Here is an 18044-nt window from a genome sequence, read left to right as displayed (position 1 = left end):
CAAAAAGGCCGCTCCGCGGTGCGGAACGGCCCTGTCGGCAGTAAAGCCGAACGAAATCAGATGTTGTCGCCGAGAGCGCCCTTGACGCTGCCCTTCATCTGCTCGCCCTTGCCCTTCGCCTGCTGCGCTTCACCTTCTGCGGCAAGGCTGGCATCGTTGTTATGGTCGCCAAGTGCTTCCTTGGCCTTGCCAATCGCCTCGTTGACGTTGCCCTTGATCTTGTCGGTCAGTTCACCCATCGCGATTACTCCTTCGTTTCAGGCTGATTGAACCCGGTGAAGAAGAAACGAGGCGGCACTAAACTTGTTCCGCGCCCGGTTTGACTCAGATCAGCCCGGCAAGCGGACTCGACGGGTCGGCGTAGCGGCGCTGTCCCATGCGCCCGGCGCGGTAGCTCATCCTCCCTCCCTCGACCGCCGCCTTCATCGCCGCCGCCATCAGGATCGGGTCCTTTGCCTCCGCGATCGCGGTGTTCATCAGCACGCCGTCGCAGCCGAGTTCCATCGCCACCGCCGCATCCGAGGCGCAGCCGACGCCGGCGTCGACCAGCACCGGCACCTTCGCGCCCTCGACGATCAGGCGGATCGTGACGCGGTTCTGGATGCCCAGCCCCGACCCGATCGGCGCGCCAAGCGGCATGATCGCGACCGCACCTGCTTCCTCCAGCTGCTTCGCCGCGATCGGATCGTCGACGCAATAGACCATCGGCTTGAAGCCTTCGCGCACCAGCACCTCGGTCGCCTTCAGCGTCTCGCGCATGTCGGGGTAGAGCGTCCGCGCCTCGCCCAGCACCTCCAGCTTGACGAGGTCCCAGCCGCCCGCCTCGCGCGCCAACCTGAGCGTGCGGATCGCGTCATCGGCGGTGAAGCAGCCTGCGGTGTTGGGCAGGTACGTCACCCTCTTGGGATCGATGAAGTCGGTCAGCATCGGCGCCTTGGGATCGCTGACGTTGACGCGCCGCACCGCGACCGTGACGATCTCCGCGCCCGATGCCTCAAGCGCAGCGGCGTTCTGCGCAAAGTCCTTGTACTTGCCCGTGCCGACGATCAGGCGCGAGCGGAAGGTCTTGCCCGCGACAGTCCACGTGTCGTCCGCGATCGGCTGAGCATGGTCGCCCCCGCCAACAAAATGGACAATCTCCAACTCGTCGCCGTCCTCGACGCAGACCTGCGACAGCGTCGAGCGCGGCACGATCTCCAGATTGCGCTCGACCGCGACCTTCTCGGGTATCAGTCCCAGCTGTTCGGCGAGGTCCGCGATCGTCAGCCCCGCCTTGACGCGCTTGTGCTCGCCGTTGACGACAATCGAGACGGTTCCGTCGGAATGGGGCATGGTGGTCGCTTCGAGGGCGCGCGCCCCCGTCCAATACGGGTTGCGTGATCGCCAGCCCCGTGCCTCGTCTTCCCGGCGGAACGAAGCGCGGCCCTTCGACAAGCGAGGGGCGAGCGGGCTAGAGAGGTGACGACCCGCCACCTAATCCCGGCGCCGCCGGTGTTCAAGAAAGCCGCTCGCCGATGCCTGCACCCGATAGCACCACCGTGTTCGTCCTGAACGGCCCCAACCTCAACCTGCTCGGCACGCGCGAACCGGAAATCTACGGCCACGACACGCTCGACGACATCGCCGGGCGGCTGGAGGACCGCGCGCGGGAACTCGGGCTGAGCATCGACATGCGGCAGTCGAACCACGAAGGGCATCTGGTCGACTGGCTGCACGAGGCACAGGCGTATGATGCGCGCGCGGTGATCCTGAACGCGGGCGCGTTCACCCACACCTCGATCGCGCTGTATGACGCGATCAAGGCGATCCGCACGCCGGTGATCGAGGTGCATCTGTCCAATCCGCACACGCGTGAGGACTTCCGCCACACCTCCTTCGTCGGACGCGCCGCCCGCGGAACGGTTGCGGGTTTCGGCGCGCTGTCCTACGCCCTCGCGCTTGAAGCGGCGGCACAGTTCTGACACAGCGCGCGCCCTTGAAGGGGAATCAAGGCTGATGGCCGACATGAACGAAGCAAATGGGGGTGGTGCGATGCAGGTCGACGTGAACCTCGTTCGCCAGCTCGCCGAGCTGCTCGACACCACGCAGCTGACCGAGATCGAGGTCGAGGACGGCGACCGCAAGATCCGCGTCGCGCGCAAGGCCGCACCGGTCGCCGCCGCACCGATGCACTATGCCGCCGCGCCCGCTCCGGCGACTGCACCCGCCGCCGCCGCGCCGCAGGTCGACAACGCCGGACCGTCGGCGCCCAGCGACGCGAATGCGGTACGTTCGCCGATGGTCGGCACCGTTTATCTTTCGGCCGAGCCGGGCGCGAAGCCGTTCGCGAGCGTCGGGCAGAGCGTCGCCGCGGGCGACACGCTGCTGATCGTGGAAGCCATGAAGGTGATGAACCCGATCACCGCGCCCTCCGCCGGTACGGTCAAGGCGGTGCTGGTCGAGAACGGCCAGCCGGTCGAATTCGACCAGCCGCTCGTGGTGGTCGAGTAAGCACCCGTGCCGCAGATCAAGAAGCTGCTGATCGCCAATCGCGGCGAGATCGCGCTGCGCATCCACCGCGCCTGCCACGAGATGGGGATCAAGACGGTCGCGGTGCACTCCACCGCCGACGCCGATGCGATGCACGTCCGGCTCGCCGATCAGGCGATCTGCATCGGCCCGCCGTCCGCGGTCGAGAGCTACCTCAACATTCCCAACATCATCTCGGCCGCCGAAATCTCGGGTGCCGACGCGATCCATCCGGGCTACGGCTTCTTGAGCGAGAACGCCAAGTTCGCCGAGATCGTCGAGCTGCACAATTTGATCTTCGTCGGGCCCAAGCCCGAGCACATCCGCACGATGGGCGACAAGATCGAGGCGAAGCGCACCGCGGGCGCGCTCGGCCTGCCGCTCGTTCCCGGATCGGACGGCGCGGTCAGCGATGTGGCCGAGGCGAAGGCGATCGCGGAAGCCGCAGGCTATCCCGTCATCATCAAGGCCGCGTCTGGCGGCGGCGGTCGCGGCATGAAGGTGTGCACCTCGCCCGATCAGCTCGAAACATTGATGGCGCAGGCGGGCAGCGAGGCGAAGTCCGCGTTCGGCGACGCGACCGTCTATATCGAAAAGTACCTCGGCAACCCGCGCCACATCGAGTTCCAGATCTTCGGCGACGGCAAGGGCAATGCGATCCATCTAGGCGAACGCGACTGCTCGCTCCAGCGCCGGCACCAGAAGGTGCTGGAGGAAGCCCCCTCCCCGGTCATCACGCCGGAGGAACGCGCGCGCATGGGCGGCATCTGCGCCCGCGCGATGGCCGACATGAGCTATCGTGGTGCGGGCACGATCGAGTTCCTGTGGGAGAACGGCGAGTTCTACTTCATCGAGATGAACACCCGTTTGCAGGTGGAGCATCCGGTGACCGAGGCGATCACCGGGCTCGATCTGGTGCGCGAGCAGATCCGCATCGCCGAGGGCGAGCCGCTGACGCTCCGGCAGGAAGACGTCGTCTTCCGCGGCCATGCAATCGAATGCCGCATCAACGCCGAGGACCCGCGCACCTTCGCGCCCTCTCCCGGCCTTGTGAAGCAATATCACGCGCCGGGCGGTATGCACGTCCGCGTCGATTCCGGCCTCTACGCCGGTTACAAAGTACCGCCATACTACGACAGCATGATCGCCAAGCTGATCGTCTACGGAACGACGCGACAGGGTGCGCTGCGCCGGTTGCGCCGTGCGCTTGAGGAGTTCGTGATCGAGGGGATGAAGACCACCATCCCGCTCCACCAAGCACTGCTCGACGATCCCGAGTTCCAGACCGGCGATTATACGATCAAGTGGCTCGAGGACTGGCTGGCGCGTCAGGACGGCTAACCTGCGTCAGCGAGAAAGAATATCGCCGGGGCAAGTCGTTGAGCTTGCCCCGGCTTTTTCTTGTCCTGACCGCTCTGGTCAGTCGCGCACTAGACCCGCCCAAGCCACACGGTAGAAGGCCTCATGCAGAAGACTTGGCGATGAAGGCGACGATCCTCCACAATCCGCGCTGTTCCAAGTCGCGCGAGGCGTTGGCGCTGCTTCGGGATGCAGGGGTCGAGGTCTCGGTGGTCGAATATCTGAAAGCGCCGCCACCCCGCGACGAGCTCGCCCGCCTCTACGCGCGCGCCGGCATCGCGCCACGCGATGGCCTGCGCCGGGACGCGCCGCCAGTCACCGACGATGATGCCGCGCTAGACCTGATGGCGCGCGACCCTGCCGTGATCGAGCGGCCGCTGGTCGAAACCGACCAGGGCGTCCGCCTCGGCCGTCCACCCGCTGCGATCCGGGAGATCCTGTGACACTGCCCGAGAAGACGCGTTGGCGGGTCGAGCGCGCGAACCGCGCCGCCGTCATCATCGACGCCGACGCTTACTTCCGCGTCGCGCGTGAGGCGATGCTGAACGCGACGCAGCAGATCATGCTAGTCGGCTGGGACTTCGACGCGCGCATCACGCTCGCTTATTCGGACGACCATCCCGAGGCGCCGACCACGGTCGGCGACTTCATCGACTGGCTGGTGAAGCGCACGCCGACGTTGCAGGTCTACATCCTGCGCTGGGACAAGGGCGCGATTAAGACGCTGTTTCGCGGGCGTACCTTGTGGATGCTGACACGCTGGCGCTTCCGCGAAAAGCGCATCCACCTGAAACTCGACGGGCATCATCCGACCGCGGCGTCGCAGCATCAGAAGATCGTCGTGATCGACGATTGCATGGCATTCTGCGGCGGGATCGACATGACCGACGAGCGCTGGGACACGCGCGACCATGTCGCGGACGACGAGCGCCGCCGCTCCCCCAACGGTTTCTCGTACAAGCCATGGCATGATGTGACGACCGCGTTGCAAGGCCCGGTTGCACGCGCGCTTGGCGAGCTGTGTCGCTGGCGGTGGAAGATCGCGGGCGGTGATGAGGTGCCCGCGCCCTCCGCAACGCACGAATGCTGGCCCGAAAGCCTGCCGGTCGAGTTCAGCGATGTTGACGTCGCGATCTCGCGCTCACAACCGCTTCACGACGGGCAGGATGAAGTTCACGAGATCGAGGAACTCTACCTCCACCTGATCGCGCGGGCGAAGCGTCGCATCTACGCCGAGAGCCAGTATTTCGCCTCGCGCCGGATCGCTGAGGCGATCGCCAAGCGGCTGATCGAGGCGGAACCGCCCGAGATCGTCATCGTCAATCCCACCACCGCGCAAGGATGGCTGGAGCCGATCGCGATGGACACCGCACGCGCACGGCTGGTCACCGAATTGCAGCACCGCGACCATGCGGGGCGCTTCCGCCTGTATCATCCGGTCACGACTGACGGCACCGGCATCTATTGCCATGCCAAGGTACTGGTGATCGACGACGATGTGATCCGCATCGGTTCGTCGAACTTCAACAACCGCTCGCTGCGGCTCGACACCGAATGCGACGTGACGATCGCCGATGACGGCCCACGGATCGCCGCGATCCGCGACGACCTGCTCGCCGAGCATCTGGGCGTCGAGATCGCTGAGGTCAGCGAGGGCGTGAGGCGCGATGGGCTAATCGCCACGATCGAGCGGCTGCGCGGCAGCGGCAAGACGCTGATCCCCTACGAGGCGCCCGACCTGAACGGTGTGGAAGCGTGGCTGGCCGAGAACGAGGTGCTCGATCCCGAAGGCCCGGCGGAGATGTTCGAGTCGTTCGAGAAGCGCGGACTGTTGCGCCGGTTGAAGCACCGCCGCCGGCGGCGGTAAGCAGACGCCGGCTTTCACGCAGCGGACGCTTGGCTGCTGGCATCGGCGCGCCACCGCCGCTATGCGCGCGCACATGACCGCTATCACGCCCGAGATCGTCGCCGAACACGGCCTGTCGCCCGAAGAGTACGACCGCGTACTCAATGCGCTCGGGCGCGAGCCGAACCTGGTCGAACTCGGCATCTTCTCGGTAATGTGGAGCGAGCATTGCTCGTACAAGTCGAGCCGCATCCACCTGAAGAAGCTGCCCACGCAAGCGCCGTGGGTGATCTGCGGTCCGGGCGAGAATGCGGGCGTGATCGACATCGGCGACGGACAGGCGGCGATCTTCAAGATGGAGTCGCACAACCACCCGTCGTACATCGAGCCGTACCAGGGCGCCGCGACCGGCGTCGGCGGCATCCTGCGCGACGTGTTCACGATGGGTGCGCGTCCGGTCGCGAACCTGAACGCACTACGCTTTGGCCGGCCCGATCACCCGAAGATGCGCCACCTGATCTCAGGGGTAGTCCACGGCATCGGCGGCTACGGCAATTGCGTCGGCGTGCCGACCGTTGGCGGAGAGGTGAACTTCCACCCCGCCTATGACGGGAACATCCTGGTCAATGCGATGACGGTGGGCGTCGCCGACACCGACAAGATCTTCTACTCGGCCGCCTCCGGCGTCGGGAATCCGATCGTCTATGTCGGATCGAAGACCGGACGCGACGGCATCCACGGCGCGACGATGGCCTCGGCTGACTTCGGCGAGGATGCCGATGCGAAGCGCCCGACCGTTCAGGTCGGCGATCCCTTCACCGAAAAGCTGCTGATCGAGGCGTGCCTCGAACTCATGGCGTCGGACGCGATCGTCGCGATCCAAGACATGGGCGCGGCGGGGCTCACCTCATCCTCGGTCGAGATGGCCTCGAAAGGCGGCGTTGGGATCGAGCTGGTGATGGACGACGTGCCGCAGCGCGAGACCGGCATGACGCCGTACGAGATGATGCTGTCGGAAAGCCAGGAGCGCATGCTCATGGTGCTGAAACCCGGCCGCGAGGCGTTCGCGCAGGCGATCTTCGAGAAGTGGGAGCTCGATTTCGCGGTCATCGGCCACGTGACCGATACCGGGCGTATGGTGCTGAAATGGCACGGCGAGACGGTGTGCGACATTCCGCTCGGCCCGCTTGCCGATGACGCGCCGCTGTACGATCGCCCGCACGTCCCAACCCCGCCCGCGAGGGCGCTCGTGAACGTGCCGGAGTGCCGCGATCCGGCCGCCGACCTGCTCGCGCTGATGGGCTCGCCCGACATCGCTTCGCGCCGCTGGATCTGGGAGCAATACGACCACATGGTCGGCGCCGACACGCTGCAGCGCCCCGGCGGCGACGCCGCGGTGGTGCGCGTCCACGGGACGGACAAGGCGCTGGCGATGACCACCGACTGCACCCCGCGCTACTGCTACGCCGATCCAGTCGAGGGGGGCAAACAGGCGGTCGCGGAGGCGTGGCGCAACCTGACCGCGGTGGGCGCGACGCCGCTCGCCGTCACCAACTGCCTCAACTTTGCCAACCCGCAGCGGCCCGAGATCATGGGGCAGATCGTCGGCTGCCTCGAGGGGATGAGCGAGGCGTGCCGCGCGCTCGACTTCCCGATCGTGTCGGGCAACGTGTCGCTCTACAACGAATCGAAGGCGACCGGCGGCGGCTCGGCGATCCTGCCGACGCCCGCGATCGGCGGCGTCGGGCTGCTCAAAAATTGGGATAAAAGCGCAACGATCGCGTTCAAGCAGGCGGGCGACATCATCATCGTCATCGGGCGTCGTCGCGGCGACCTTGGCCAGTCGCTTTGGCTGCGTGAGCTCCACGGTCGCGAAGAAGGGCCACCGCCGCGCGTCGACCTTGATGCGGAGCGCCGCACCGGCGACTTCGTCCGTCGCGCGATCGACGCGGGGCAGCTTTCCGCGGTGCACGACGTCTCCGACGGCGGCCTTGCGGTGACGATCGCGGAGATGGCGCTCGCCGGCAACATCGGCGCGATGATCGACCGCGCGCTGCCGTTCGACACCGCCGCGTCGCTGTTCGCGGAGGACCAGGGCGTCTATGTCGCAACCGTCCACGACCACGCGCTGCTCGACTTTCTGCAATCCGCGCTCGATGCAGGCGTCGAGGCCGAGCCGCTCGGCCGCGCGATCGGCACCCGCGTGATCTTTGAGTTGCGCGAGGGCGATCACGCCGTCTCGCTCACCGACCTGCGCCGCGCGCACGAGGATTTCTTCCCCAAGCTGATGGCGACCCAGGCCGCGCTTTGAACCTCGCGCTGTACCTCCGCCCCGACCTGCCGCACACTGCCGGCAGAACGGGGGGAGGATAAGTCGATGAGTGACGAACAAGACGTGCGCTACGCGGTGGCGGACGGCATCGCGACGCTGACGCTCGACCGGCCCGAGCGGATGAACACGATCTCGCACGCGATGCTCGATCGGCTCGCGTCCATGCTGACGCGCGCGAACGCCGACGCGGCGGTGCGTGTCGTCATCCTCACCGCGACCGGACGCGCCTTCTGCGCCGGGCTCGACCTGAACGAGGCGGTCGATGGCGACGGCATCGGCGCAAGTGGTACCAGACACCCGCCGACGATCGATCTGCGCAGCGCGCCGCCGACGGTGCTGTTCGCCATGGACAAGCCGGTGATCTGCGCATTGAACGGCTCGGCCGCGGGCTACGGCATGGACCTGGCGATCGGGTGCGACATCCGCATCATGGCGGAGGGCGCGAAGCTAGCGCCGGCGTTCGTCAAGCGCGGCATCGTGCCCGAATCGGGCGGCACGTGGCTGCTGCCGCGCATGATCGGCTGGGCAAAGGCGGCGGAGCTGATCTTCACCGGGCGGACGCTGGACGCGGCGGAAAGCCTGTCGCTCGGCCTCGTCAATCATGTCGTCCCTGACGCTGAGGTCGTGGCAGTGGCGGAGCGGATCGCGCGCGAGATCGCGGCAAACGCGCCACTCGCGGTGCAGGCATCGAAACGGATGATGCGCATGGGGCTGAACGAGACCTTCGAGACGCACGTTCAGCACGTCTATCTGCAACTGCTACCACTATTCGCCTCCGACGACTTTCAGGAGGGAATGCGTTCGTTTCTGGAAAAGCGCCCGGCCAGCTTCAACGGGCGTTGACCCACGTGGAGGCAAGCGTCCGTTACGTATCGCTCGACGCGATCCGCGGGGTGGCGGTGATGGGCATCCTGCTTGCCAACATCGTCGCGTTCGGGCTGCCCGAGGCAGCGTATTTCTCACCGCTGGCCTGGGGTGGGTCGGGCGCCGCGGAGAAGACCGCGTGGTTCCTCAACTTCGTGTTCGTCGAGGGACGCTTTCGCGGTCTGTTCTCGTTCCTGTTCGGCGCGTCGATGCTGCTGGTGATCGAACGCGCCGATGCAGCCGGGGAGAATGGCGCCGCCTTGCATCTCAGGCGCATGTTCTGGCTGTTCCTGATCGGATGCGCACACCTTTACCTGTTCTGGTGGGGCGACATCCTGGCGCATTATGCGCTGGTCGGCGTGATCGCCTTGTTCTTCTGCCGGCAAGGCGCGCGGACGCTCGTCATCCTGTCTGCCGCGTTGCTGCTTCTGTCGATCCTCTTGAACGCCGCGACGGCCGTTGCGCTGTTCGCGGCTGCCGCTCGCACGACCAGCGCCGACGTTGCGACCTGGAACGCCTTCGCGAGCGCATTCGGTGTTCCGCCACATGCCGAGTCATTGGCGCAGATCGCAGCAATGCGCGGTTGTTTCGGCACGGCGGCGGCGTGGCGGTGGGACCATGCGATGAGCCCGCTGACCTTCCTACCAATTGGCGGCGCGGAGACGCTCAGCGCGATGCTGCTCGGCATGGCGGCGCTTCGCTCTGGCTTCGTATTGGGCGAATGGTCGCGGTACGCCTATCGTGGGGTCGCGTGGCTATGCGTGCCGGTGTCGCTGCTCGCCTACGCGCTGATCGGATGGCACACGCTGTCGACCGGGTTCGATCAACGCTGGGTCTATACCGGCTCGCTGGTGCTGAGCGAGCCGTTTCGGACGATCGGCTATATCGGTTATGCCGCGCTCGTCATCCTGCTGCTCGGGTTGGGCGGCGCGTGGACGATGCGGGTCGCCGCGGCGGGTCGGATGGCGTTCAGCAATTACCTTGGCACGACGCTGCTGATGGACCTGGTCTTCACCGGCTGGGGGCTGGGACTGTTCGGGATGATCGGGCGGGCCTGGCTTTACGCGATCGTACCGGTCGTCTGGGCGATGATGCTATGCTGGTCACCCGCGTGGCTCGCACGATTTCGCCACGGTCCGCTCGAATGGGTGTGGCGCAGCCTCGTGCACGGACGCTCGGTCCGCGCGCGCCGCTAGGCGATGCGCCGCCCGAAGCCGCCGACACGGCGCTGCGGCATCGCCGCCACCTCGCGTTCGAGGAAGGCCAGCGTCGCCTCGAACAGCGGGCGCAGGTCGAGCACGTCGGGCACGCACTCGACCGGGCTGGTGTGCAGCTCGACGCATTCGCGCGCCAGGTTTTCCAGCTTCTCCGCCATCGCCGCGAGCGGGGTCGCGCCGAATTGCCGTGCCTCGCCCTTCAGCGTGTGCGCGGGCAGGATCAGCGCGGTCGCATTCTCATCACGCGATGCCGCCTCGATCGCGTCGACCGATTTCAAGCCATCCTCGCGAAAGTAACCAAGGATGCGCGGCAGGTCGCTGCCGAGTTCGGCGCGCGCGCGCGCCAGCACGGCGCGGTCGACCAGCCCCTCCCCTTCGAACCCCACCGCTGTTCCCTTCGCACCCGATCAAACGTCCGCTGAGCGTAGGCGCGAGTTGGTAAACGCCCGGTAACGAAACGCCTGCGATTTTCTACAATCGCGTCAGCTGTCGAACGGATTCTTCGGCGCGCGCAGCGTCAGTCGGACCGGCACTGCGCCGAAACCGAGTTCGCGGCGGATGCCGTTGATGAGGTAGCGCTGATAACTCATCGGCAATTGATCGACACGCGTGCCGAACAGGACGAAGCCCGGCGGGCGGGTCTTCGCCTGCGTGATGTAGCGCAGCTTGATCCGCTTGCCGCCGGGCGCGGGCGGCGGGTTGGCCTCCACCGCGCGCTCGAACCAGCGGTTGAGCTCGCCGGTGCCGACGCGGTGCGACCAGGCGTCGCGCGTCTCGAACGCGGCAACGATCAACTGATCGATCCCCTTGCCGGTCGCCGCCGACACGGTCAGCAGCGGCACCCCCTTCACCTGCGCCAATCCTTCCTCCAGCGCCGCCTTGACGCCGTTGAAGGTCTTGGATGGTTCTTCCGACACGTCCCATTTGTTGAGCGCGATGACGAGCGCGCGGCCTTCCTCCAGCACGCGGTCTGCAATGCGCAGATCCTGCGATTCGAGCCCCAATGTCGCATCGAGCAGCAGCACGACGACCTCGGCGAAATCGACCGCGTGGAGCGCGTCGGCAACCGACAATTTCTCCAGCTTGTCCTGCACCTTGGCGCGCTTGCGCATCCCCGCGGTATCGATCAGCCGCACCTTGCGCGGACCCATCGGGCTGCCGAGCCATTCCCAGTCGACCGCGATCGCATCGCGCGTGATCCCGGCTTCCGGCCCGGTGATCATCCGGTCCTCGCCGAGCATCCGATTGATCAACGTCGATTTGCCCGCGTTCGGACGGCCGACGATCGCGAGCTTGAGCGGCGCGTCAGGACTGTCGTCCTCTTGCTCCTCCTCGAAGGCGTCGTCTTCGCGATCGATGAAGGGGCGCAGCGCCTCGAACAGGTCGGCGACGCCCTCGCCGTGTTCGGCCGACATCTGCACCGGATCGCCGAAGCCGAGCGCGAGCGATTCGAGCACGCCCTGCTCACCGCTGCGGCCCTCTACCTTGTTGGCGACCAGCACGATCGGGGTGTTGGCACCGCGCAGCCAGCGCGCGATCTCCTCGTCGAGCGGCACGATGCCCGCGCGCGAATCGATCAGGAACAGCGCGACATCCGCGCCGTCGACCGCAGCCTGCGTCTGGCGGCGCATGCGGCCAGGCAGCGTGTCGGGGTCCTCGTCCTCGTAGCCTGCGGTATCGATGATGCGGAAATCGAGCCCGAGCAGGCTAGCGTCGCCCTCACGACGGTCGCGCGTCACGCCGGGACGATCGTCGACCAGCGCGAGCTTCTTGCCGACAAGGCGATTGAACAGCGTCGACTTGCCGACGTTGGGACGGCCGACGATCGCGACCACAGGTAAACGGGACATGATGCGCCATCGCCTAGCGCATCATGGCCTTGCCGTCACCTAACTGCTGTCAGCGTCTTCTCAGCGATAAGCCGAGAGCTGACCCTTGTCGTCGAGCACGTAGAGCGTCTTGTTGGCGACGATCGGCGGCAGCGAGAAGGCGTCGCCCGCCTCGATCACCGCCTGCTGGCTGCCGTCCGCCGGCGACACCGCGACGAGTTGCCCGCGCGAGTTGGTCAGCCACAACCGCTCGCCCGCCAGCACCGGGCCGAACCAGGTGTAGGCGTTCTCGCGCTTCTTCTCGTTTTTGAACGCGGGCAGCTGTCCAATCCAGCGCACCTTGCCATTCGCGCGCGACAGGCTGACGACGCGCGCGTCGTCGGTGACGACGAACAGCCACTCGCCCGCAAGCCACGGCGTCGAGATGCCGGCAAAATTCTGTTCCCACAACCGCTGGCCGGTGCCCAGATCGAGCGACACCATGCGGCCGCCCTCCCCAATTGCATAGACGCGGCCGTCCTCGATCACCGCATCGGCGTTGATGTCGGCCAGGCTCGACACCGAGGTCGAGATCGCGGTGCGCGACAGCGCATCCTGCCACAGATTCCGGCCGTTCTCGTAGCGATAGGCGTTCAACTCGCCCGAGGAGAAGCCCGCGACGATCGTGCCCGCGCTCGCCGCCGGCGCGGCGACGCCGAACAGCCCTTGCGATTCGAGGCTCGCGCTCTGCGTCCACACCACCTTGCCGTCGGTCTGGTTGAGCGCGAAGATCTGATTGTCCTGGCTCAGCACGTAGAGCTGGCCGTTGGCGACCGTCGGCGCACCGCGTAACGGGCCGCCCGGCTTCGCGCGCCAGATCAGCTTGCCATCCGCGGCGTTGATCGCGACCACGTCGCCCAGCCCGTCGGTCGCATAGACCTTGCCGTCGTCGTAGCTCGCCCCGCCGCCAAAACGCGCGGCGCGGTTGTTGTCGCCCTCGGGCACCGCTGCGGTCCACAACTTTGCGCCCGTGTCGGCGGCGAAGGCGTGGACAGTCGCGTCGACATCAACCACGAACAGCTTGTTGTCGGCGACAACGGGTGCCGCGCCCAGCCGCTGACGGTTCGAGCCGCCATCGATCTGCGCCGTCCATGCGCGCGTCGGTGAGGCGGCGAGCGCCAGATGCCCCATCGACTTGTCCGCACTGCCGCCCGACTGCGACCAGTCGGTGTTCGTCTCTGGCGTCGGCAGCAGCACCTGCACGCTGGCGAGCGAAGGGTCGACCTCCGCCTTGTTCTCCGATGTCAGGATCGAGACGCGGTTGCCGACCGTCGGCGTCTTCTTGGGCGCACCCTTGAAGATGCCGCACCCACCGAGCGTCAGCGCAATGCTGAGCGCGATGGGGCCGAGCGCAACCCGCGCCGCCTTGCCAACCTTCATTCCGTCATGCCCCTGCTGGCCGCGATGTCCTGCGGCAGTCCGTCCACGCCCAATACGCCCGCCATCTGAACCGCACGTTGACGCAGCGAGGCCGGCACCGTCTTGTCGCGCGCGACCCGCGCAAAGGTCTGCGCGGCAAGGTCGCGCTTGCCCTGCGCCAGATACGCCGCGCCGACCATCTCGCCCGCGCTGCCCATGAACGCGTTGCCCTGCACCGCAAGCGGGCTCAGCCGCTGGATCACCACGTCGGGCTTAAGCGTGTCATACTCGGCCGCGGTCTGGCGGATTAGCCCCAGGTCGCGGAACGGCTTGGCGACGCCCGCGTCATTGGCGACCCCGGCGAACTTGGCCGCAGCGCCCTTCAGGTCATTCTTCGACAACAGCACATCGGCCTGCGAGAACAGGGCAAGGACGCGGTATCCGTCACGGCTCGACTGCGCCAGCTCCGCGAGCGGCTTGGCCGCGCCGTTGAAATCGTTGGCACCGAGATAATCGTAAGCGGTCTGAAGCGTCTCGCCTTCCTTCTCCGCCGCGACACGCTCGCGGTGCTGCCAGAACAGGAAGCCGGCGAAGGCGACCAGCAGCGCGACCACCGCGACCACGATCCAGCGGCCATAGCGTTGCCAGGCCCCGATCATCTGCTCGCGACGATATTCCTCGTCGACCTCGCGCAGGAACGCCTCGTTGTTTTGCGGCGTCAGGGCCACGTCTTGCTCCACCTGATGGAAAGTCGCCGCGCCTTAACCCGGTAGCGACCGAAACGAAAGGGGCGCGGCCGACCCGGCCGCTCACCCCTTCGGCGCGTAGGTCTGCTCGGCGGTCGGGAAGGTCCGCGCGCGCACCTCGGCGGCGTAGGTCTCGACGCGCTCCGACACATAGCCCGCCATGTCGCCATAGCGTTTGACGAAGCGGGGCGTCCGCTCGAACAGGCCCAGCATGTCCTCCGTCACCAGCACCTGCCCGTCGCAATCGGCTGATGCGCCGATGCCGATCGTCGGCACGTCGATTGCACGCGTGATCGCCTGCGCGATCGGCTCGACCACGCCCTCGATCACGACCGCGAAGGCACCCGCCGCAGCGATGGCGCTCGCGTCAGAGACGATCTTCTCAGCCTCCGCCTCCGAGCGTCCGCGCGCGCCATAGCCGCCGAGCGCGTTGACCGCCTGCGGCGTCAATCCGACATGGCCGACGACCGGAATGCCGCGTTCGGACAGGAAGGCGACGGTCGACGCCATCGCGGCCCCTCCCTCCAGCTTGACCGCAGCGGCTCCCGTTTCCTTGAGCAGATAGGCCGCACTCTCGAACGCCTGCTGCGGCGATGCCTCGTAACTGCCGAACGGCATGTCGACGACGACCACCGCATGGTAGCTGCCACGCACCACTGCCGCACCATGCGCCGCCATCATCGCGAGCGTCACCGGCACGGTCGAGGGCAGGCCGTAGATGACCTGCCCCAGACTGTCGCCGACCAGCAGCATGTCGCAATGCGGGTCCATCAACTGCGCCATCCGCACGGTATAGGCAGTCAGCATGACGAGCGGCTCGCCCTTGCCTGCCGCGATCGACGCCTTGCGCGCGCGGAGCGCCGGGACGGTCAGGCGCTTCATCGGTGCAGCAACGGGCGTCGCGCGGCTGGTCGAGGTGTCGATCGTGAAGGTCGTGGACATGCACCTTCTTAGGCGCGGTTGCGGGACCGATCCAGCAGCATGGACCGATCGGAAGGCGATGGCGCCGTCAGATCGGGGTAGCGCGCAATCAGCCGAACAGCGCGGCGTAGCGTTCGGGCTTGAAGCCGACCTCGGTCGAGGTGCTCGTCAACAGCACCGGTCGCTTGATCATGCCCGGCTGCGCCAGCATCAGCGCGGTCGCGCGCTCACGGTTCAGGTCGACGCGGTCCTGCTCGGGCAGCTTGCGGAAGGTGGTGCCCGCACGGTTGAGCAGCGTCTCCCACCCCGCCCGCTCGATCAGCTTGTCGAGCAATGCACGATCGAGACCATCCTTCCGGTAATCGTGAAAGATGAAGGCAACATCGTGGTCGGCCAGCCAGCTACGCGCCTTCTTGATCGTGTCGCAATTCGGGATGCCGTACATCGTCGCCGGGCCGGTCTTTGCCGCCGTCATCGTGCCTCCTTCGTCTGCCGCGTCAGTTCGCGCTCGAAATCAGCGCTTGCGGTTCGCATCATCGCGGGAAGCAGGGTCGGCGCGACCAGTTGATGTTCGGCCGCACGCCGGCGCACGTCGGCCTGTTCGGGATGGAACGGCAGCACAACATCGGCCCGCTCTCGCGCTAACCGGGCGATGCTGCCACGCAGGTCGGCGACGATGCCGGGATAGCGGCCGTTGCCGATCAGGCGGTTGCCCGCGACCGAGACGCTGCACGGGAACAGCACGGTCAGCGAGCGGCCGCGCTCGACCACGCGGGTCGACCAGCTCGTGCAGCCCGGCGTGTGCGCCGGCGTCGCGATCGCGCGCAAGGTGACGCCGCCAAGCGTCACACGGTCCCCGTCGCGGATGGCTCGCGACACCTTGACCGGCGAAAAGCGGATCACGCCGTAGCTCGTTTCACCCGGCGGAATGCCGCTCTCCAGCGCGGCTACGTCACCGGCACCCGCGACCACCCGCGCGCCGGTATCACGCACCAACGCCGCGTCACCCGCCGCATGGTCGAAGTGCGCGTGGCTGACGAGCAGCAGCCTGACCCGGTCGAGCGGCACGCCGACCGCGCTAATGTTGCGCTCGATCGCGGGAACGTTCTCCGCCATCGTCGCATCGAGCAGGATCGCGCCATCGCGAGTCTTGATGAGGTAGCTGGCGAGCCCTTCGCTGCCGACATACCAGATCGGGCCGACCAGATGGATCGGCGCAGCGGGTCGCGTCCAGGCTGGCGGGTTCGGGGTCGCGGCGGAGGCGAGTGCGGGCGCGACGAGCGTCGTTCCAGCGATCACCGCGCGGCGCAGCAGGCTCTTCGCGCGGGTTTCGTCTCGCCGCTCCCGGCCGCTTACGCAGCCGAATGAACCGGGCGAGCAGCCCCCGGCTGCTCGCGATTTCCGGTTCATTCCCACTCGATCGTACCCGGCGGCTTGGAGGTATAATCGTAAGTCACCCGGTTGACCCCCCTCACCTCGTTGACGATCCGCGTCGAGACGCGCGCGAGGAAGCCGCCGGGGAACTCGAACGCCTGCGCGGTCATCCCGTCGGTCGAGGTGACCGCACGCAGCGCCAGCACCGAATCGTAGGTTCGCCCATCACCCATCACGCCGACCGATCGCACCGGCAGCAGCACCGCAAATGCCTGCCAGATCGCATCGTACAGCCCGGCGTTGCGGATTTCCTCAAGGTAGATCGCGTCGGCCTTGCGCAGGATGTCGCAGCGCTCCTTGGTCACCTCACCCGGAATGCGGATCGCGAGGCCGGGTCCGGGAAACGGGTGACGGCCGACGAAATGCTCTGGAAGCCCCAGCTCGCTCCCGAGTGCGCGCACCTCGTCCTTGAACAGTTCGCGAAGCGGCTCGACCAGCTTCATGTTCATGCGCTCGGGGAGCCCGCCGACATTGTGGTGGCTCTTGATCGTCACCGACGGACCGCCGGTGAAGCTGACGCTCTCGATCACGTCGGGATAGAGCGTGCCCTGCGCCAGGAAATCGGCCCCGCCGATCTTCTTCGCCTCGTCCTCGAACACTTCGATGAAGGTCTTGCCGATGAACTTGCGCTTCGCCTCGGGATCGGTGACGCCGGCCAGCCCGCCCATAAACAGCGCTTCCGCGTCCACGTGCACCAGCGGGATGTTGTACGCTTCCCGGAACAGCGACACGACCTGCTCGGCCTCGCCGCTGCGCATCAGGCCATGATCGACGAAGACGCAGGTCAGCTGGTCGCCGATTGCCTCATGGATCAGCACCGCCGCGACTGCCGAGTCGACGCCGCCCGACAGACCGCAGATGACACGGCCACTCCCTACCTGCGCGCGGATCTCGGCGATCTTGGTCTCGCGGAACTCGGCCATCGTCCAGTCGCCGGCGAGGCCGCAGACGTGACGCGCGAAATTGGCGATCAGCTTGGCGCCATCGGGGGTGTGGACGACCTCGGGGTGGAACTGCACGCCGTAGAAGCGGCGCTCCTCATCGGCGACCATCGCGAACGGCGCGCCTTCCGAGGTCGCGACGGGCACGAAGCCGGGCGGCAGCGCGTCGACCTTGTCGCCGTGGCTCATCCACACCTGATGGCGCGAGCCGACCTCCCACAGGCCGTCGAACAACGCGCACTCTGCCTTCACGTCGAGCATCGCGTGGCCGAACTCGCCGCCGTCGCCCGAGATCACGACATTGCCGCCCAGCTGCGTGCTCATCAGCTGCTGGCCGTAACAGATGCCGAGGATCGGCACGCCCGCCTCGAACAGGTGCTGCGGCGCGCGCGGGCTGTGCTCCAGCGTCACCGACGACGGGCCACCCGACAGGATGATGCCCTTTGGCTGCATCCGCTCGAACGCTTCCGCGGCGGCGTTGAACGGCGCGACCTCGCTATAGACACCCGCCTCGCGTACGCGGCGCGCGATCAATTGGGTCACCTGGCTGCCGAAATCGACGATGAGGATACTGTCGGGATGCTCCATCCGCGCGCGTGTAGCGACTGCATCGCGCGCGTGGAAGGTCGCAAAGGCTACATCCTATGCA

The 18044-nt window shown here is 66.9% G+C and carries 18 protein-coding genes; 8 read left to right on the top strand and 10 right to left on the bottom strand.

Features of this window, described 5'->3' with window-relative positions:
* Positions 1-56: 56 nt before the first annotated feature.
* Together SMN802W_RS0106330 and thiS are read right to left on the bottom strand one after the other, a co-directional pair.
* Entirely contained in the window at positions 57-239 is a 183-nt protein-coding gene (locus SMN802W_RS0106330) for a CsbD family protein (protein ID WP_019516060.1), read from the bottom strand.
* An 85-nt stretch (positions 240-324) separates the two neighbouring features.
* Positions 325-1332, bottom strand: a complete 1008-nt coding sequence (gene thiS / locus SMN802W_RS0106325; RefSeq protein WP_019516059.1) for a sulfur carrier protein ThiS — start codon at positions 1330-1332, stop codon at positions 325-327.
* A 182-nt stretch (positions 1333-1514) separates the two neighbouring features.
* On the opposite strand from thiS, the gene aroQ reads away from it, so the two are divergent.
* The 8 genes from aroQ to SMN802W_RS0106275 all read left to right on the top strand — a co-directional run bounded on the left by aroQ (position 1515) and on the right by SMN802W_RS0106275 (position 10105).
* Positions 1515-1961, top strand: a complete 447-nt coding sequence (gene aroQ, locus SMN802W_RS0106320; RefSeq protein ID WP_019516058.1) for a type II 3-dehydroquinate dehydratase — start codon at positions 1515-1517, stop codon at positions 1959-1961.
* 43 nt (positions 1962-2004) lie between these two features.
* The gene (accB, locus tag SMN802W_RS16560; RefSeq protein WP_037523443.1) at positions 2005-2490 is read left to right on the top strand and encodes an acetyl-CoA carboxylase biotin carboxyl carrier protein; all 486 of its coding nucleotides are present in this window, start codon (positions 2005-2007) and stop codon (positions 2488-2490) included.
* Between the two features lie 6 nt (positions 2491-2496).
* Complete coding sequence (gene accC, locus SMN802W_RS0106300; RefSeq protein WP_019516054.1) at positions 2497-3849, top strand: acetyl-CoA carboxylase biotin carboxylase subunit; 1353 nt, start codon at positions 2497-2499, stop codon at positions 3847-3849.
* A 140-nt stretch (positions 3850-3989) separates the two neighbouring features.
* The gene (locus SMN802W_RS0106295) at positions 3990-4310 is read left to right on the top strand and encodes an ArsC/Spx/MgsR family protein (protein ID WP_019516053.1); all 321 of its coding nucleotides are present in this window, start codon (positions 3990-3992) and stop codon (positions 4308-4310) included.
* Positions 4307-5734 (top strand): phospholipase D-like domain-containing protein, encoded by a 1428-nt coding sequence (locus SMN802W_RS0106290; RefSeq protein WP_019516052.1) that lies wholly within the window; start codon positions 4307-4309, stop codon positions 5732-5734. The genes SMN802W_RS0106295 and SMN802W_RS0106290 overlap by 4 nt, the downstream gene beginning before the upstream one ends.
* 73 nt (positions 5735-5807) lie before the next feature.
* Positions 5808-8024 (top strand): phosphoribosylformylglycinamidine synthase subunit PurL, encoded by a 2217-nt coding sequence (purL, locus tag SMN802W_RS0106285; RefSeq protein WP_026325820.1) that lies wholly within the window; start codon positions 5808-5810, stop codon positions 8022-8024.
* A 66-nt stretch (positions 8025-8090) separates the two neighbouring features.
* Entirely contained in the window at positions 8091-8888 is a 798-nt protein-coding gene (locus SMN802W_RS0106280; RefSeq protein WP_026325819.1) for an enoyl-CoA hydratase/isomerase family protein, read from the top strand.
* Between the two features lie 5 nt (positions 8889-8893).
* On the top strand, positions 8894-10105 hold the full coding sequence (locus tag SMN802W_RS0106275) for a DUF418 domain-containing protein (RefSeq protein ID WP_019516049.1): 1212 nt from the start codon (positions 8894-8896) through the stop codon (positions 10103-10105).
* Here the strand turns inward: SMN802W_RS0106275 and SMN802W_RS0106270 are convergent.
* The 8 genes from SMN802W_RS0106270 to guaA all read right to left on the bottom strand — a co-directional run bounded on the left by SMN802W_RS0106270 (position 10102) and on the right by guaA (position 17983).
* Positions 10102-10512, bottom strand: coding sequence for an Hpt domain-containing protein (locus SMN802W_RS0106270; protein WP_019516048.1), 411 nt, complete (start codon positions 10510-10512; stop codon positions 10102-10104). The genes SMN802W_RS0106275 and SMN802W_RS0106270 overlap by 4 nt on opposite strands.
* Positions 10513-10608: 96 nt before the next feature.
* Positions 10609-11976, bottom strand: coding sequence for a ribosome biogenesis GTPase Der (gene der, locus SMN802W_RS0106265; protein WP_026325818.1), 1368 nt, complete (start codon positions 11974-11976; stop codon positions 10609-10611).
* A gap of 60 nt (positions 11977-12036) precedes the next feature.
* Positions 12037-13374 (bottom strand): outer membrane protein assembly factor BamB family protein, encoded by a 1338-nt coding sequence (locus tag SMN802W_RS0106260; RefSeq protein ID WP_019516046.1) that lies wholly within the window; start codon positions 13372-13374, stop codon positions 12037-12039.
* Complete coding sequence (locus SMN802W_RS0106255; RefSeq protein WP_019516045.1) at positions 13371-14081, bottom strand: tetratricopeptide repeat protein; 711 nt, start codon at positions 14079-14081, stop codon at positions 13371-13373. The genes SMN802W_RS0106260 and SMN802W_RS0106255 overlap by 4 nt, the downstream gene beginning before the upstream one ends.
* A gap of 81 nt (positions 14082-14162) precedes the next feature.
* Entirely contained in the window at positions 14163-15041 is an 879-nt protein-coding gene (gene panB / locus SMN802W_RS0106250) for a 3-methyl-2-oxobutanoate hydroxymethyltransferase (protein WP_019516044.1), read from the bottom strand.
* Between the two features lie 88 nt (positions 15042-15129).
* Positions 15130-15495 (bottom strand): ArsC family reductase, encoded by a 366-nt coding sequence (locus SMN802W_RS0106245; RefSeq protein WP_019516043.1) that lies wholly within the window; start codon positions 15493-15495, stop codon positions 15130-15132.
* Positions 15492-16319 carry a subclass B3 metallo-beta-lactamase gene (gene bla / locus SMN802W_RS0106240; protein ID WP_026325817.1) on the bottom strand — a complete coding sequence of 276 codons (828 nt, stop codon included), beginning with the start codon at positions 16317-16319 and terminating at the stop codon, positions 15492-15494. Before bla ends, SMN802W_RS0106245 begins: the two co-directional genes overlap by 4 nt.
* Before the next feature lie 107 nt (positions 16320-16426).
* Positions 16427-17983 carry a glutamine-hydrolyzing GMP synthase gene (guaA, locus tag SMN802W_RS0106235; RefSeq protein WP_019516041.1) on the bottom strand — a complete coding sequence of 519 codons (1557 nt, stop codon included), beginning with the start codon at positions 17981-17983 and terminating at the stop codon, positions 16427-16429.
* Between the last annotated feature and the right edge of the window lie 61 nt (positions 17984-18044).

The organism is Sphingomonas sp. Mn802worker, from assembly GCF_000382485.1.
In the GTDB taxonomy this organism is placed as follows: Bacteria; Pseudomonadota; Alphaproteobacteria; order Sphingomonadales; family Sphingomonadaceae; genus Sphingomonas.
The sequence above is the reverse complement of the archived record's forward strand: the minus strand, read 5'-3'. Positions and strand labels throughout refer to the sequence as shown.